Annotated in this window: 12 protein-coding genes; 7 read left to right on the forward strand and 5 right to left on the reverse strand. The window is 65.2% G+C overall.

The features are described 5' to 3' along the window. Window positions 1–155 precede the first annotated feature (155 nt). The 3 genes from BM046_RS09500 to BM046_RS09510 all read left to right on the forward strand — a co-directional run bounded on the left by BM046_RS09500 (window position 156) and on the right by BM046_RS09510 (window position 2544). Window positions 156–785, forward strand: a complete 630-nt coding sequence (locus BM046_RS09500; RefSeq protein ID WP_090538864.1) for a TetR/AcrR family transcriptional regulator — start codon at window positions 156–158, stop codon at window positions 783–785. Between the two features lie 38 nt (window positions 786–823). Further along, window positions 824–1324, forward strand: a complete 501-nt coding sequence (locus BM046_RS09505) for a DUF4334 domain-containing protein (protein WP_177197833.1) — start codon at window positions 824–826, stop codon at window positions 1322–1324. Between the two features lie 89 nt (window positions 1325–1413). Further along, complete coding sequence (locus BM046_RS09510) at window positions 1414–2544, forward strand: aminotransferase class V-fold PLP-dependent enzyme (protein ID WP_090538866.1); 1131 nt, start codon at window positions 1414–1416, stop codon at window positions 2542–2544. 24 nt (window positions 2545–2568) lie between these two features. On the opposite strand, the gene BM046_RS09515 is transcribed toward BM046_RS09510, so the two are convergent. Next, window positions 2569–3288: a VC0807 family protein gene (locus BM046_RS09515; RefSeq protein WP_090538867.1), complete on the reverse strand. Its 720-nt coding sequence runs from the start codon at window positions 3286–3288 to the stop codon at window positions 2569–2571. A gap of 176 nt (window positions 3289–3464) precedes the next feature. After that, window positions 3465–5825: a tetratricopeptide repeat protein gene (locus tag BM046_RS09520; protein WP_090538868.1), complete on the reverse strand. Its 2361-nt coding sequence runs from the start codon at window positions 5823–5825 to the stop codon at window positions 3465–3467. 268 nt (window positions 5826–6093) lie between these two features. Between BM046_RS09520 and BM046_RS09525 the strand changes: the two genes are divergently transcribed. Together BM046_RS09525 and BM046_RS09530 are read left to right on the forward strand one after the other, a co-directional pair. Next, window positions 6094–7506, forward strand: a complete 1413-nt coding sequence (locus BM046_RS09525) for an alginate export family protein (RefSeq protein WP_090538869.1) — start codon at window positions 6094–6096, stop codon at window positions 7504–7506. A 61-nt stretch (window positions 7507–7567) separates the two neighbouring features. Further along, window positions 7568–9238 carry an arylsulfatase gene (locus BM046_RS09530; RefSeq protein WP_090538870.1) on the forward strand — a complete coding sequence of 557 codons (1671 nt, stop codon included), beginning with the start codon at window positions 7568–7570 and terminating at the stop codon, window positions 9236–9238. A gap of 198 nt (window positions 9239–9436) precedes the next feature. Here the strand turns inward: BM046_RS09530 and BM046_RS09535 are convergent, their stop codons facing one another. Together BM046_RS09535 and BM046_RS09540 are read right to left on the reverse strand one after the other, a co-directional pair. Continuing rightward, window positions 9437–10417 (reverse strand): helix-turn-helix transcriptional regulator, encoded by a 981-nt coding sequence (locus BM046_RS09535; protein ID WP_090538871.1) that lies wholly within the window; start codon window positions 10415–10417, stop codon window positions 9437–9439. A gap of 128 nt (window positions 10418–10545) precedes the next feature. Then, window positions 10546–12240, reverse strand: a complete 1695-nt coding sequence (locus BM046_RS09540; protein ID WP_090538872.1) for a long-chain-fatty-acid--CoA ligase — start codon at window positions 12238–12240, stop codon at window positions 10546–10548. A 249-nt stretch (window positions 12241–12489) separates the two neighbouring features. On the opposite strand from BM046_RS09540, the gene BM046_RS09545 reads away from it, so the two are divergent. After that, window positions 12490–12978: a DUF3015 domain-containing protein gene (locus BM046_RS09545; protein ID WP_090538873.1), complete on the forward strand. Its 489-nt coding sequence runs from the start codon at window positions 12490–12492 to the stop codon at window positions 12976–12978. 91 nt (window positions 12979–13069) lie between these two features. Next, entirely contained in the window at window positions 13070–14926 is a 1857-nt protein-coding gene (locus BM046_RS09550) for an Lnb N-terminal periplasmic domain-containing protein (protein ID WP_090538875.1), read from the forward strand. Window positions 14927–15074: 148 nt separating this feature from the next. Here the strand turns inward: BM046_RS09550 and BM046_RS09555 are convergent, their stop codons facing one another. Beyond that, complete coding sequence (locus BM046_RS09555) at window positions 15075–16166, reverse strand: 3-deoxy-7-phosphoheptulonate synthase (protein ID WP_090538877.1); 1092 nt, start codon at window positions 16164–16166, stop codon at window positions 15075–15077. Between the last annotated feature and the right edge of the window lie 105 nt (window positions 16167–16271).

Raw genomic sequence — 16271 nt, forward strand, 5'->3', positions numbered from 1 at the left:
GCGGCCCCCCTCGGGGTGCCGTATTTCATTGCACTTTTCCCCCCAACCCTTGGCAAGCCGCCCACTTGCCGCTATGCTGAAAAATGAATGAACGTTCATTCAATGATGTTTCATAAACCTGTTAAACGAAGGGTCACAGCGGCTAGAATGCGGCAATGAACAATCATTCCCCTACCGCCAACTCCCCGCAATCCGCCTCCGCCGAGGGTAACCGGCCACGGGTCAGGGACAAGCGCAGCGCCATACTCCGTGCCGCCCTCGAGCTGTTCGCCGAAGGCGGGGTCAACGGAATACCCATGCCCCTGGTAGCCGAGCAGGCCGGGGTCGGCACCGGTACCATCTACCGGTATTTCGCGAGCAAGGAGTTGCTGGTCAACGAGCTGTTCCGCGAACTCAAGGTACTGGTCAACCGACGTCTGTATGCCGATCTGGACCTGCATCGACAGCCCCGGGAGGTGTTCGACGAGCTGTGGCAGCGCATGGTCCGCTACACCCGGGAGGAGCCGGATATCTACCGCTTTCTCGAACTGCAGGACCACCGGCCCTACCTCGATGAACAGAGCCGGGCAGTCGAGCGCGAGGCGCTGAGCCCCATCGTGGGCCAGTACCGCGCGCTGCAGAAGCGCGGCGTGTTCCGCAAGGACATCCGCGCCGAGGTGCTGATGACCCTGGTCTGGGGCGCCTTCGTCAATCTGATCCGGGCCGAGCGCGATGGCCACATCAGTCTGCACGAAGACGACATCAGGGCAGCGCGGGATGCATGCTGGGAGCTGTGTACGGGCTGATCGACCCTTCGTATGACGCACTCCGAGAGAGGAACGACATGCGAGCGATAACAACAACACTGGCCGCACTGGGATTGGGTGCCCTCTTCAGCACCGCCGCATCGGCCGACGATCTGCAGCAGCAGTGGCTGGACATGATTGCCAGCGGTGATGCCTATTCGGCGGACACCCTGATGCCGCTGTACCGTCAGCTGGAGCCGGTGGATACCGACTTCATGATAGGTACCTGGAAAGGCGGCAAGTTCGATGGCGGTCAGGAACCCGACCCGATCAACTGGTATGGCAAGCGTTTCACTTCCCTTACCGATGTCGAACCCCTGCTGGTGACCAACGCCGCCGGCGAGGTGGTCACCTACGACCGGCTGGGCGGGGCGCAGATGCGCATGGTGGAGTTCGACGGCAAGGTCTCGGCGGCGCTGATCTACGACAACCAGCCGATCATGGACTACTTCCGCCGGGTCAATGACGACCTGGTGATCGGGCTCGGCGACATCAAGGGCAAACCCACCGATTTCTTCTTCTACCTGCAGCGCCAGTGAGAGTAACTTGCTTTCCCGGGGAATTGGGATAGGGTTCTATAAGATCGCCGGCTCGCCCGGCGATGCCCTTTTCTGCCGAGGAGTTGCCCGTGTCCCGCCTGGTTCCCAGTATCGATCCCGAAGGTCTGTATGAATATTCGGTGGTGTTCACCGACCGCTCGCTGAACCATATGTCCGCCGAATTCCAGCAGGTCATGCGGGATATCTCCGCCACCCTGCGCCAGGTCTACCATGCCGACGGCGTGGCCCTGGTACCCGGCGGCGGCACCTACGGCATGGAGGCGGTGGCTCGGCAGTTCGCGCGGGATCAGCGCTGTCTGGTACTGCGCAACGGCTGGTTCAGCTACCGCTGGTCACAGATCTTCGAGATGGCAGAGCTGCCGAGCGAGGAGCTGGTGCTCAAGGCCCGTCCGACCGGCCCCGGCGCCCAGGCACCCTACACCCCCGCGCCCATCGAGGAGGTGGTCGCCAGCATACGCACGCAGAAGCCGGCCGTGGTCTTCGCTCCCCATGTGGAAACCGCCTCCGGCATCCTGCTGCCCGACGACTATCTGCGCGCGGTGGCCGATGCGGTGCACGGGGTGGGCGGTCTCTTCGTTCTCGACTGTGTCGCCTCCGGCGCGCTCTGGGTCGACATGCAGGCCTGCGGCGTGGATGTGCTCATCAGCGCGCCGCAGAAGGGCTGGAGCGCCTCACCCGGGTGCGCCCTGGTGATGTTCAGCACCCTGGCCCTGGAGCGCATCGAACATACCCGCAGCAACAGCTTCGCCTGCGACCTCAGGAAGTGGCTGCAGATCATGCGCGCCTACGAAGACGGCGGCCACGCCTACCATGCCACCCTGCCCACCGACTCGCTCAAGCGCTTCCGCGACACCATGCGGGAAACCGCGGATTACGGCTTCGAACGCCTGCGCCAGCAGCAGCTGGCACTGGGTCAGGCGGTGCGCAACCTGCTGCAGGAGCGTGGCTTCGCCAGCGTGGCGGCGCCCGGCTTCCAGGCCCCCGGCGTGGTCGTCAGCTATACCGCCGATGATGGCATCCACAGCGGCCGCGCCTTCGCCGCACAGGGGCTGCAGACCGCCAGCGGTGTGCCGCTGATGTGCGACGAGCCGGATGGTTTCAAGACCTTCAGGATCGGCCTGTTCGGCCTGGACAAGCTGATGGACGTGGAGGGCGCAGTACAGCGGCTGCGTGACGCACTGCAGACACTGCCCGCCTGAACCGCTGCCCGGCCGGGCAGCACCTCAGTCCTGTTTCGGCGGCTGGGCGACTATCTCTTCCATCTTCAGCCCGGTCAGACCATGGATGGTCCGCCACAGATAGAAGAGTATGCCCATCATCATGATCATCGAGGGGATGGCGATCATCGGGTAGCTGACCAGGGTCATGCGCCCGAGCTCCGCATTGAAGGCCTCGGTACCGGCGGGACTGACCACTATCCACTTGGCGATGATGTAGTTCATGAAGGAAGAAAAGAAGAAGGTTCCGGCCAGGAAATAGGTGGCCTTGAGCAGCCGCTGTTCGAACACCTCGCTGACACCCCGCTCCTTCAGCCGCTCGTCGATGCGCTTCACGTTAAGCACCTTCTCGTTGTACAGCAGGGTGCGGATCAGCGGAAAGCGCGTGCGGGTGGAAAACAGCACCGCCAGCCCTATCACCCCCGGCACCGCTGCCTCCTTGACCGCCAGCCACTGCGGGTCCAGCTGCAGCAGACCGATGCCGCCGGTGAGGAAGACGCTGACCACGCCCAGCACTGCGATGAAGTTGTACTTGCGGTAGCGGATCAGCTCGAACAGCCCCCAGCCCAGCGGGAAGGCCAGCGCCATGATCAGCGCCTGATGCGGCCCCAGGTGGGCCTCGCCGCTGAACTTCATCAGGATGACCGAGGGGATCACGATACTGACCAGCAGGTCGACGAAGGGGCGGGGCTTGTGCTGCGGGGTCTGGGACAGAGCGTCGTTCATGGTGTTCGGATGATCTCCTGGACTGGTGTCTGCAGTAGCGAATCTGATCAGGTCGCACAGTATGGGTGAAAGTCATTTCCGGAGCCAGATGCCGGCGGACGCTGAAGCGGCAAAATCACCGCGCCAGCGCAGGCGATCGACAGGCGGCTCGGTGCACCGCCTGCGGCCGTTGCGGATCAGCGGACCGCCTGGCCGAGCTGTTCATGCAGCTGCCGCGCTTCCCGGTCTCCGGGATCCCGGCGCAGCAGCGCATCGACAAACTCCGTGGCCAGCTCAAGCTGGCCGTGACGGATGGCGAAGCTGGCGCCGGCCCACAGCAGATCCCGATCCTGGGGGTGCAGGTCCATGCCGCTGCGCAGTATCTCCAGGGCCTGCTGCGGTGCGCTCGGCTCCAACGCCACGGCCAGTACATAGCCGGTGCGGGGGTTCTCCGGTTGCAACTCCCAGGCTCGACGCAGGTGCTCCATTGCAGCGTCGCGCTGCTGCTGCCTGATCAGCGACAGGCCCAGCGCGTGATGCAGCATGCCGTCGCCGGGCATCAGCTCCAGCGCATCACGCAGCAACCGTTCGGCGGCCTTCTCTCGTCCCTGCAGGCGGTACAGATCGGCCAGATTGAGATAGTTGCCGGAGGCCCGAGGTTCCGCACGGATGGCCCTGTCCCAGGCCTGTTCGGCTTCCCCGACCCGTCCCTGGCGCAGCCGCAGCAGTCCCAGCTGACCCAGATGACTGGCACGGTCGGCATGCAGCGCCAGCTCCGCTTCGTATTCCTCCAGAGCACGCTGGAAGGCCGGCTGCCACTCGGCCGGCAGGGTTACATCCGCCAGCTGACTGGCCGCCATGCTGCGGATGCTGCGCAGGGGGTCCTTCAGCAGGGGGGGCAGGAAACGGGCACGCAGCTCAGGTGCGGCGTCCTCGAAGGCGCGCAGGCTGCCCAGACGCACCAGCGGATCCTTGTCAGCCAGTCCCTGCACCAGTGCGCGCAACTGGTCCGGCCCGAGCGCCGGGTTCAGTCGCTGTGCCGCGCTGCCACGCACGATGGCCGCCAGCTCAGGTTGCGCCAGCAGCTTGACCAGATCCTGCTGCGCCGCCGGCTGGCCCTGATCAGCTGCGGCGATGACACTCGCGTGGGAGGGCTGGCGCCAGCGGCCCTGGGGAAACCAGTCCGCGACCTGCTGCGCCGCCCAGTCGGCACTCCGGTCGCTGTGACAGCTGCTGCAGGCATCGGGTATGCCCAGCGCCTGCCCCAGATCGGGACGGGGAATGCTGATGCCGTGGTCCCGCCGGGGGTCGATCACCATGTAGGTGCGCTCCGGCATGTGGCAGTTGACGCACTGGGCGCCGCTGGAGCCTGCCGGATGCTGATGGTGTTCCGGGCGATCGAAGTTGCTGGGCAGATGGCAGCTGCCACACAGGGCGTTACCTTCGCCCCGCAGGGCCTGACTGTGCGGTTCATGGCAGTCGCTGCAGGTGACCCCGGCCGCATGCATGCGGCTCTGGGCGAAGTTGCCGGTGATGAAGACCTCCTCGCGCTGCTGACCATCGGCGAAGTACAGCGGGTCGCTGAGCAGCTCGGGACGGTAGAAGTCCAGCAGCGGCAGCCCGGCGTGATAACCCTCGGCAGCGGCGCTGCGCAGGGAATGGCACTGGGCACAGACCTGCTGTTCCCGGTCACTGAGCAGCGGCTCGCTGCGCCGGGCAGTAACCCGCTCCAGCTCGTGCAGCCAGTGCATGCCGCGGCGCTCATCGAGCAACACCGTCAGGCCCCTGTCTGCCAGACCGTGCTCACCCTCGGCCCAGGCCAGATGCTGGCTGCCGGGGCCGTGGCAGGCCTCGCAGCCGACGCCCAGCTCCGACCAGGCCGGGGAGAAGCTGCCCTTGTCTGCATCAAAACCCTTGCGGTAGTCGGTCACATGGCAGTCGGCGCACATGAAGTTCCAGTTCTGCGCCGCGCCCGTCCAGTGCAGGGGGTCGCCATGGCCGATCTCGTCATCCGGGTACAGATGGAACCAGCGCTGGCCACCCTGCTCCGCCGGGCGGGTATCCCAGACGATCGACAGCGCCTGCAGCCGGCCCTGGCCCAGATCCACCAGATACTGCTGCATGGGATCCAGCCCGAAGGTGTAGAGCACCTCGAATTCCTCGAGTTCGCCGTCCGGGCCATCGGTGGTGACGAAATAGCGCTCGCCGCGCCGGGTAAAGAGGGTGGTCACGCCAGCGTAGTCGAAGCGGGCGTCCTCGAAGTCGCCGAGCACGGTATCCGGGCCGGCATGGGCCATGGCGTGATGGTGCTGGGACTGGCGCCAGGCGCTGTGCTGCTCGCTGTGGCAGCCGGCACAACTGTCACTGCCGACAAACTCGGCGGTCACCGGCGCTGCCGGTCGTGCCGGCGTCGATATCTGGGGGGTGGGCGCAGGAGCCGCCGGCGGCCCCGGGGGCTGTTGGCTGATCAGCAGGCCGACCACCGCAGCCAGCAGCAACACGACGGCAAGCGCAAACCAGCGCCAGCGTCTGCGGGGGGCATTTCCGGGTACCGCCATGTTCAGATCCAGTTATTGTCGGGGTAGGGACGCAGCGCCAGGCTACAAGGTTATCGGCGACTTTAAGGCCCGATCCCGGCAGAAGCAACGCTGCGCTGCTCGGGAAATATTCCCGCCCCTACCGCATTTCGTCGGCTGACACCGCGGTTTCGACCCCGGGCGCAGAAAAATCTGCGCTGTCACACAAGCCCCTGCGCTATACCGATACCGGTCGCTGCATTGGTCTGCGGATACTGGCGTGCCAATAACAACAACCTCGGTTTGTCCCATGCGCACACTGATCACAGCCCTGACACTGCCCGCCCTGCTGATCACCTCTGCCCTCAGCCCGGCCAGTCACGCCCATATTCCGTCCGCCAACCCGATGGAGCACAGCAGGCCCTTCCCTGCCGGCCCCTCGCGGCAACTGGAGGATTACCGCTTCCTCGACGACCCGGCCCGACGTACCGACCCGCTCGACGGGCTGCGTTATCACCGTCTTGGCGACAGCGCCTGGTTGCAGCTGGGGGGTGAACTGCGTTACGCCTTTACCCATGCGGACAACGTCGCCTTCGACCTCAACGGCCAGGGCGACGACAATTACATCCAGCAGCGTGCCCAGGCCCATGCCAGCCTGCACCTGTGGGACAACCGGGTGCGCACCTTCGTCCAGCTGCAGAACACCCGCAGCTGGAATCAGCAGTTCCCCCTGCCCCGCGACGGCAGCCGCAACGATGTGGCCCAGGCCTTCATCGACACCCGCTTCGACCTCGGCCGGCTGCAGGCGACCACCCGCATCGGTCGTCAGGAGATCCAGTACGGCCAGGGCGCGCTGCTCAATATCGGCGAGCAGCCGAACATCCGTCAGGCCTTCGACGGCGCAGTATTGCGTCTGACCACGCCGGGCAAGCACCAGCTCGACCTGCTGGCCCTGCGACCGATCCTCTACGACAGAGACAATTTCGATGACAGCAGCGACAACAGCACCCGCCTGCTCGGCCTCTATGCCAGCCTGAATCTCGCCCCGCAGCGCGGCGTGGATCTCTATGCCTTCGCCCGGGACATGGACGAGCGCAACTTCCAGGGCTTCGTCGGCCGGGAGGAGCGTTACACCCTCGGCACCCGTCTGTTCGGCCGCCAGCAGCAGCTGGACTGGAACTGGGACCTGATGCTGCAGGGCGGCGAACATGCCGGTCGGGATATCCGCGCCTGGGCTATCCGCAGCGACAGCGGCTATACCTTTGATAACCGCCTGCGCCTGCGGCTCGGCCTGCATCTGGATGTGGCCAGCGGCGGCGATCCGCTGACCGCCTCGCAGAGCCGCACCTTCGATGCCCTCTACCCGCGCAACGGCACCTATGGGGAGGCCAACCTGACCACCATGTCGAACCTGATCCTGGCCGGCCCCTCATTCAACTTCAAGCCGGCGCGGACCATAGAGGTGTACTCCTCGATCCTGCAGACCTGGCGGCATGCCACCGATGATTACGTCTATCTCCCCGGTGTGCGTCCGCTGGCCGGCACCCTGAACAATTCGGCGCGGGAAATCGGTACCACCTACCAGTTCACCGGCCGCTGGCAGCCGACCGCCAACTTCAACATCGACCTGCATGCCATGCACCTGGCAGCAGGACGGGCGATCACCCGCGCCGGCGGGCATGACAACAACACCCTGGTAGTGCGCACCGCGATGCGCTTCTGAACAACAACAGCCACCGGCGGCCATGTACCGCCGATCTGATACAGCAACTGAGGAAACAACCATGAACATCAGACGACTCAGCTGGGCCCTGTGCCTCTCTGCCCTGGTCGGCACCGCCGTCCAGGCCGAGGACAAACAGCCCAACTTCCTGATCATCCTGGCCGACGACCTGGGCTACAGCGACATCACCAGCTTCGGCGGTGAGATCAACACCCCGAACATCGACAGCCTGGCCAGCGAGGGCGTACGGCTGACCAACTTCCACGCGGCACCGACCTGCTCGCCGACCCGCTCCATGCTGATGTCCGGTACCGACAGCCACATGGCCGGTCTGGGCAACATGGGTGAACTGATCCAGCCCTTCCAGCGCAACCAGCCGGGCTACGAAGGCTACCTCAACGAGCGCGTGGCCTCCGTGGCCGAGGTCCTGCGGGACGGTGGCTACAACACCTATACCGTGGGCAAGTGGCATCTGGGCCGCACCGAGGAAACCAGCCCCGCCGCCCGTGGCTTCGACCGCTCCTACATCCTGGTTCAGGGCGGCGCCAGCCACTTCGACGACCAGTTCGCCATCATCGGCAACGATCCCAAGGCGATCTACCGCGAGAACGGCAAGCAGGTCAGCGCACCCGAGGGCTTCTTCTCCAGCCAGTTCTACACCGACACCATGCTCGAATACATCGAACAGGGTCGCAGCAACGGCAAGCCCTTCTTCGCCCTGCTGTCCTACACCGCTCCCCACTGGCCGCTGCATGTGCCGGACGAGTGGCTGGACAAGTACGAAGGCCGCTACGCCGCCGGCTACGAGGCCATCCGCCAGGAGCGTCTGGCGCGCATGAAGGAAATGGGCCTGCTGCCGGCCAATGTCGAGGCCAACGTACCGATGGACGGCGCCCTGCCCAGCTGGGATCAGCTGACCGACGAACAGAAGCGTCGTGAAGCACGCAGCATGGAGCTCTACGCTTCCATGGTCGATAACATGGACCACCATATCGGTCGGGTCATCGACTACCTGAAGAAGACCGGCGAATACGACAACACCTTCATCCTGTTCTTCTCCGACAACGGCGCCGACGGCAACAACCCCGAGGACCTGCCCGGCAACGATGTGTGGATGAAGGAAAACTTCGACAACAGCCTGGAGAACATGGGCCGCCGCGGCTCCTACATCGCCTACGGTCCCCAGTGGGCCCAGGTCAGCACCGCGCCCTTCCCGTTCTTCAAGGGCCTGACCAGCCAGGGTGGTATCCAGGTACCGGCGATCATCCGCGCTCCGCAGGTCAGCCAGCCCGGCACCATCACCCATGAAGTGGCCCACGTCATGGACGTGATGCCGACCTTCCTCGAACTGGCCGGCATCGAGCAGCCCTCCGGCACCTACAACGGCCGGGAAGTGGCCTCCATCGAGGGCATCTCGATGCGCCCGATCCTCGAGGGCAAGGCCATGCCCGAACGCGCCATCGGCTGGGAACTGTTCGGCCGCAAGGCTCTGCGCAAGGGTGATTGGAAGATCACCAACATGAACCCGCCCTACGGCACCGCCCAGTGGCAGCTGTACAACCTGGCCGAGGATCCGACCGAGAGCCGCGACCTGGCTGCCAGGCATCCGGAGAAGCTGGCCGAGCTGCTCAAGGACTGGGAAGCCTACGTGGCACGCAACAACGTGCTGATGGGCGAGTTCGATCTGCGCTACGGCTTCGACACCTGCCTGTACGACCGCTGCTTCAAGTAAGACGTCCGGAGCGTGGTAACCAGAAAGGGCTGTCCGGGTAACCGGCCAGCCCTTTTCTTTTGCCCGTTTATTGCAAAGCGCTGCTGGTGTGTCAGTTATGTTGAGAGACCGGGGAGGGCTTGCTGGGGTGCAGAGGCCTGCACTGAACCGGCCGAAACGAAGAGGCTTTTTTGTCCTACCGGCACGCTCAGGACGGTATCACCAGCGCGCCAGGGTTTCCGAGGGCAGTTCGCCGAAGGCCTGCTTGTAGGCGGTGGTGAAATGACTGGGCTGGGCAAAGCCCAGGCGGTGCGCCAGATCCACCAGCTGCAGGTCACCCGGGCGGGCGCGGCGCAGACAGTCGCGTGCCAGCTCCAGACGGCACTGCTGCAGATAGCGCAGCGGACTGGTCTGCAGATTGTCGCGGAAGGCCTGCTCCAGACTGCGGCGACTCACGCCGCTGGCCCGCACCAGCTCCTCCATCGACCAGGGCTGTTCCAGATGCTCGTGGATGTATTCCAGTGCCCGCTTCAGGGCGCGGGGCAGCAGACGACGCTCGTTCAGCCGATGATGCACCGGCAGCAGCTGCAGGAGGTTCTCGCAGAACAGCGACTGCAACTGCTGCTGCGCCACCGGCAGGCCGAACAGACCACCGCCCTGGCGAAATTCCGCATCGGTCAGACGCAGCAGGTTGGCCATGCTCACCAGCGCCGGATGCTCCTGCTCGATGCGCAGTACCCGCTCCGGCAGGGTCGGCATGCTCATGTCATAGGCGGACTCGACGTGATTACGCAGCAACTGGTCTTCCAGCGAGGCAACAATGGCCTTGGTGCCGGGTGCCCAGACGATGTCGATCTCGTGACCGGGGGTGAACAGGATCATCTCGCCGGCCTTGACCTGCTGCCCGCTGTGCAGATCGCGGATGCCGCCGGCCAGCGGCAGTATGCCGTGCCAGGAACTCAGCGGTGTCGAGCTGACGGCCACCGCCTCCTCGCCCCAGTAGGCGCCGAACAGCTTGATGTTCGGCAGGTGGCGCAGGGTGAAGCGGATATCCGCATGGGCGCCACGGCGCTGCGGACGCACGGTACGTGACTCCGAAAGGTTGCCGTTGAGCGTGGCCGCCGCTTCCTCGAAGCTTCGGGAAATGAGCAGGGGGCCGGGCGCAAAGGGTATGTGTTGTACCGACTGCTGGGCGAGCATGGGTGATTCCTGACTCTGTTGCTGCCTGTCGCCCGGACCGGGAGGGCGATCAGTTGCGACATTATACCGCAGCTGATCGCATTTACCGATACGCCGGATCAGCGGTCAAGCCCGCCCCACCCCCACGCTCAGCTGGCCTTGGCGCGGGCCCGCTCTTCCTCCACCAGATCCTTCTTCGACAGCTTGCCCACCGGCGTGCGTGGCAGCGCATCGCGCAGCTCCATGGCCGACAGGCGCTCATGCTTGCCCAGACGCCCTTCGAGGAAACGCTGCAGCTCCTCGAAGCTCAGCCGGGGCGCACCGCTGCGCAGCTTGATGAAGGCCTTGGGCGACTGGCCGCGCCAGGGATCATCCACCCCGATGACCGCCACCTCCTCCACCGAGGGGTGCTCGTAGATGGCTTCCTCGATGACCCGCGGATACACGTTGTAGCCACTGCACAGGATCATGTCCTTGGTGCGGTCGACGATATAGACCCAGCCCTTCTCGTCCATGTAGCCGACGTCACCGGTGCGCAGGAAACCGTCCTCGGTCATGGCCTCGGCGGTGGCATCCGGCCGTTTCCAGTAGCCGGGAGTAACGTTGGGGCCGGCGATGCAGACCTCGCCGCACTCCCCCGGCGGCAGGCTGCCGGGGGAGCCGTCCAACGGCGCGATGCGGATGATCGCGCCGGGGATCGGCAGGCCGCAGGAGCCGGGGCGCGGTTCGCCATCGCGCGGGGTGAAGGTTCCCGCTGTGGTGGTCTCGGTCATGCCCCAGCCCTCGCGCAGTGCGCAACCGGCCATCTGTGAGTAGCGCTGCTGCACTTCCAGCGGCAGGGGCGCGCCACCCGAGTTGCACAGCTTCAGCGAGGTCAGGTCCAGCTGCTCGGTGAGCGGATGCGCCGCCAGCCCGATGAACATGGTCGGCACCCCGGGGAAGGTGGTGATGCGGTTGTCATGGATCTCGCGCAGCACGCTTTCCGCATCGAAACGCGGATGCAGGTAAACCTCCGATCCCATGCGTACGCCGAAGATCATGTTCACCATAAGCGCGTAGATATGGAAAGGTGGCAGCACTGCCAGAACCCGCTCGCGCCCCGGCTCCAGTGCATCACGCAGAATGGCTTCCAGCTGCGAGCAGGAGGCGGTGATGTTGGCGTGGGTCAGCATGGCGCCCTTGGGCACACCGGTGGTGCCACCGGTGTACTGCAGCACGGCCAGGCTGGAGGCCGGATCCCCCTGGGGATGCGCCCGGTAATCACCGTCATTGTCCAACAGGCTGGCAAAGGACAGGGTCTGCGCATCCAGGGCCACCGGCACCGACGGGCCGAGCTGACCGGCCGCCGCCGCACTGACCGGCCCGCAGAACTCGGTCAGCTGGCCGACCACCAGATGCCGCAGGCGGCTGTTGCCCAGCATGCCGGCCATCCGCGGATACAGCGATTCCAGATCCAGCGTCAGCATGATGTCGGTTTCGCTGTCCTCGATCTTGTGCGCCAGGGTGCGCTCGGCGTCCAGCGGGGAATAGTTGACCACGGTGCCGCCGGCGCGCAGAACGCCGAAAAAGCCGATGAAATAGTGCGGGGAATTGGGCAGGAACAGACCCACGTGCACCCCCGGCCCGACGCCCAGCCGCTGCAGGCCGGCAGCGGCGCGGCTGACCAGTCGGTCCAGCTCGCGGTAGCTGATCTTGTGGCCCAGAAAATCGATCGCGGGGTTATCGGCGAAGCGCTGGGCGCTCTGGTCCAGCAGTTCGTTCACCGGCCCCGTGGCCAGTTCGGTATCCCAGCGCAGGCTCTCGGGGTAGGAGTCCAGCCAGGGTAGATGAGCAGTCTCGGCCATACCACGCCTCCAGGTGATTCATTGTTGTTATTGATAGCCTGACCCTAACTCTCCCAACGCGATCAGCAAAGCGCAATCCAGTAGACGTATGCGTCGTCATAGACAAGTCGCAGGGTGGCAATGCGTGATGCATTTCACAGAAGCCGGGGGTGCTGCCGACCGCCCTGTCACATACGACGGCAATCAAATTGCAATAAGCGAAGCGCGTTGCTAGATTCTGGACTTCTTCCCTACAGATGGATAACTGTCATGAAACGCCTTCTCATTGGATCTCTGCTGGCTGCCGCTTCCCTCAACGCCTTCGCTACCGCCCCCGGCGGCCCGGGTTGCGGCTGGGGTAACATGCTGTTCGAAGGTCAGAGCGGCCTGCCCTCCCACCTGGTGGCTTCCATCACCAACGGTACCTCCGGTAACGCCACCTTCGGCATGACCTCCGGTACCAACGGCTGTGACACCAGCGGCAAGCTGGCCTACCACGGCAAGTCCATGCTGGTACTGAGCAGCATCATGAACGAGCTGTCCGAAGACATGGCCCGCGGTGAGGGTGAAGCCCTGACCACCTACGCGGTTGTCATGGGCGTAGCCGCCGAGGATCGTGCCCGCTTTGCCACAGTGACCAGCGAGCACTTCAACGAGATCTTCAGCTCCGCCGACGTCACCGCCGAGCAGGTTTACACTGCCACTCTGGCCGTGATGAAGCGTGACGAGGTTCTGGCCAAGTACGCCGACCAGGCCTGATCCGGCCTGCCTGCGCCCTGCCCGCCTGCAGTACGGGCAGGGCCGTCCGGGGCCCTGATCGCCCCTCAAGTCTTTCCCCCCAGCGGTGCGCATGTTCAGAGCCCTGTTTTCCCTGTTGCTGGCCCTCGGCAGTCTCATCGCACAGGCCAACTCCCATCCCGATCCGGCCACGCTGCGGTCCCTTGCCGAACACCCCTACTGGATTGCCCTGGGGCACTATGAGAAGCCCCTGATCGGCGGCTGGCGCAGCTATGTGGATGACCCCGACTTCTTCCTTTCTGACCAGGGCGAACATTCTCCACTGGCGGAGCTCGAGGCCACGCTGGAGGCGCTTCATGCCGACCCTGGCCTGGCTGACCAGCATGCCCAGTGCCGTTACCCATCGCGCACCCGCTGGCTGCGCGAACAACTGGCACTGACCGAGCTGCCCGCGGTGACCTGCGCCGAGTATGCGGCCTGGTATGCCGATATCGACCCGCACAGTACCGTGCTGGTGTTTCCCGACGCCTATCTGAACAGCCCCTCCTCCATGTTCGGGCATACCCTGCTGCGTATCGACTCGCCCGACATGCAGGACAACGGCACCGCACTGCTGAGCTATGCGCTGAATTTCGGCGCCATGGTCGAGCAGATGGACAACAGCATGCTGTACGCCTGGAAGGGACTGGCCGGCGGCTATCCCGGCCAGTTCTCGCTGCTGCCGTACCGGGACAAGATCAGCGAATACAGCAGCCTGGAGAACCGCGACCTCTGGGAATACCGGCTCGATCTCACCCCGGAGGAGACCGGCCGCCTGGTCGAGCATGTCTGGGAACTGCGGCAGATCCGCTTCGACTATTTCTTCTTCGACGAGAACTGCTCCTACCGGCTGCTGGAGCTGCTGGAAATCGCCCGGCCGGGGCTGCGGCTAATCGATCAGTTCCCGCTCACTGCCATTCCCGCCGACACGGTACGCGCAGTGAAGGACGCCGGCATGATCAGCAGCGTGAACTACCGTCCCTCCCGGGAAAAGGAACTACTGGCCCGGGCCCAGCCGCTGTCATCCCGCGAGCTGGTACTGGCCCGGGAGCTGGCGGCGGATACCGCACTGCTGGAGGACCCGGCCTTTCAGCAACTGCCCGCCGAGCGGCAGGCGCTGATTCAGGAAACCAGCTACCGGCTGCTGCGCTATCAGGCGGTCAACCGCGAGCGCGACCCGGATAACGCGGCGCGCAGCTACCAGCTGCTGCAGGCGATCAACCGCAACCCGCCGCCGCGACTGGAGATCCCCACCCCACCCCTGCCCGAGGACGGTCACGAGTCACGCACCTGGCAACTGGCTCTGGGCAATCTGGATGGCCGGGACTTTGCCGAGTACGGCCTGCGCATGGCCTACCATGATCTCAACGACAATCTGGATGGCTTCCCGCTGGGCGCCCAGATCGAGCTGGGCAAACTGCGGGTACGCCAGTACGAGGGCAACCACTGGCAACTGCAGGAGCTCGGGCTGATCAGCATCCGCTCCCTGACCCCGCGCCACGCCCTGCTCAAGCCCTGGTCATGGCAGGTGGAAACCGGGCTCGAGCGGGTAGCCGGCAAGGACGGCAGGCAGCGTCTGGTGGGGCATCTCAATGGTGGCGGAGGCTTCAGCTGGAGGCTGAACGACGAGCTGCTGGCCTACAGCCTGGCCACCCTGCGGGTCGAGCATCATCCGGATTTTGCCGCCGCCCTGAGCCCGGCCGCCGGCTTTGACGCGGGACTCTTGTGGCGCAATGGCGCTGGCAACCTGCTGCTCGAAGCCAGCGCCGACTACTTTCACAACGGCGAGATCCGCCGCCATATCGGCCTGACCCAGCAGCTGGAGCTGGACCGCAATCTGGGCCTGCGCCTGAGCGCCCGGCGCCAGTTCAGCCAGCTGGATACGCCGCGCAACGAGGTGATGCTGCAGCTGCGCTGGTATCACTACTGAGGGAGCCTGCCGGCTGGCAGGCTCTGGCGTGGGGGCTGGTATTTTTTTCCCGCCAAGGCACTCGCACAGTGAATGTGCTCCATGGCTCGGTTTTGTAGGAGCGCCGCCCCCGGCGCGAAGGACTCGAGCCGGAGCACGGCGCCCCAGCTCAGCCCCGCAACCGCTGCGCTGCCTCCAGCAACAGCTGCTCGGTCCCGGCCCAGCCCAGGCAACCATCGGTAATGGAAACCCCATACCGCAACTCGCCGGACAACGGCTGATTGCCATCGAACAGGTGACTCTCGAGCATTACCGCCCGCAGGCGATCATCCCCGGCCAGGCGCTGGTCGATCACCTCGTGCAGCACCGCCGGCTGGCGCAGCGGGTCCTTGCCGCTGTTGGCGTGGCTGCAGTCGACCATGATGGCCGCATCCACCCCGGCCTGATCCAGCGCTGACCGCGCGGCGGCCACGCTGGCGGCGTCGAAGTTCGGCCCCTGGTTGCCGCCACGCAGCACCAGGTGGGTGTCCGGGTTGCCCCGGGTCTCGACCAGCGCCGGACGGCCCAGCTCGTCCATGCCGAAATGCTGATGGGCGGCGGCCGCCGAGCGCATGGCATCGATGGCGATGCCCATGCTGCCGTCGGTGCCGTTCTTGAACCCCACCGCCATGCCCAGGCCGCTGACCAGTTCCCGGTGGATCTGCGATTCGCTGGTGCGGGCACCTATGGCGGCCCAGCCCAGCAGGTCGTCCACATAACCGGCCACCAGCGGTTGCAGCAGTTCGCTGGCCAGCGGCAGGCCGAGCTCGATCATCTGCAGCATCAGCCGGCGCGACAATTCCAGCCCCCGGGCCATGTCGCCACTGCCATCCAGCTGCGGGTCATAGACCAGCCCCTTCCAGCCGACCGTGGTGCGCGGCTTCTCGATGTAGGCTCGCATCACCAGCAGCATCTGGTCTGCCACCTCGGGGGCCAGATCCGCCAGGCGGCGGGCATAGTCCAGGGCCGCGTCGGCATCATGGATGGAACAGGGGCCCACCACCACCAGCAGGCGGGGGTCATCGCCATGCAGTATGTCGCGAACGGCCTGGCGCTGGGCGGACACCTGTTGTGCCAACAGGTCACTCAGGGGCAGGCGCTGGCGAAGTACAGCCGGGGTTGGCAGCGGGCGCGTGTGACGAACGTTGTCCTGAACAGGACTGGAGGCCTGGGCCATATTGGACACCAGGGAGAGCGGCAGGGCGGATACGGAAGAATTCATCATGTTTCCTCAGCCACGCGGTTCATTCCGCGTGGCGTTCTATCGTGTCAGTCGTTGCAATGTTCGTGGGTTCTGGGCGCGACCACTAAATCGCCAGCTGCAGTA

Origin of the sequence: Halopseudomonas formosensis (assembly GCF_900115905.1) — a bacterium.
In the GTDB taxonomy this organism is placed as follows: Bacteria; Pseudomonadota; Gammaproteobacteria; order Pseudomonadales; family Pseudomonadaceae; genus Halopseudomonas; species Halopseudomonas formosensis.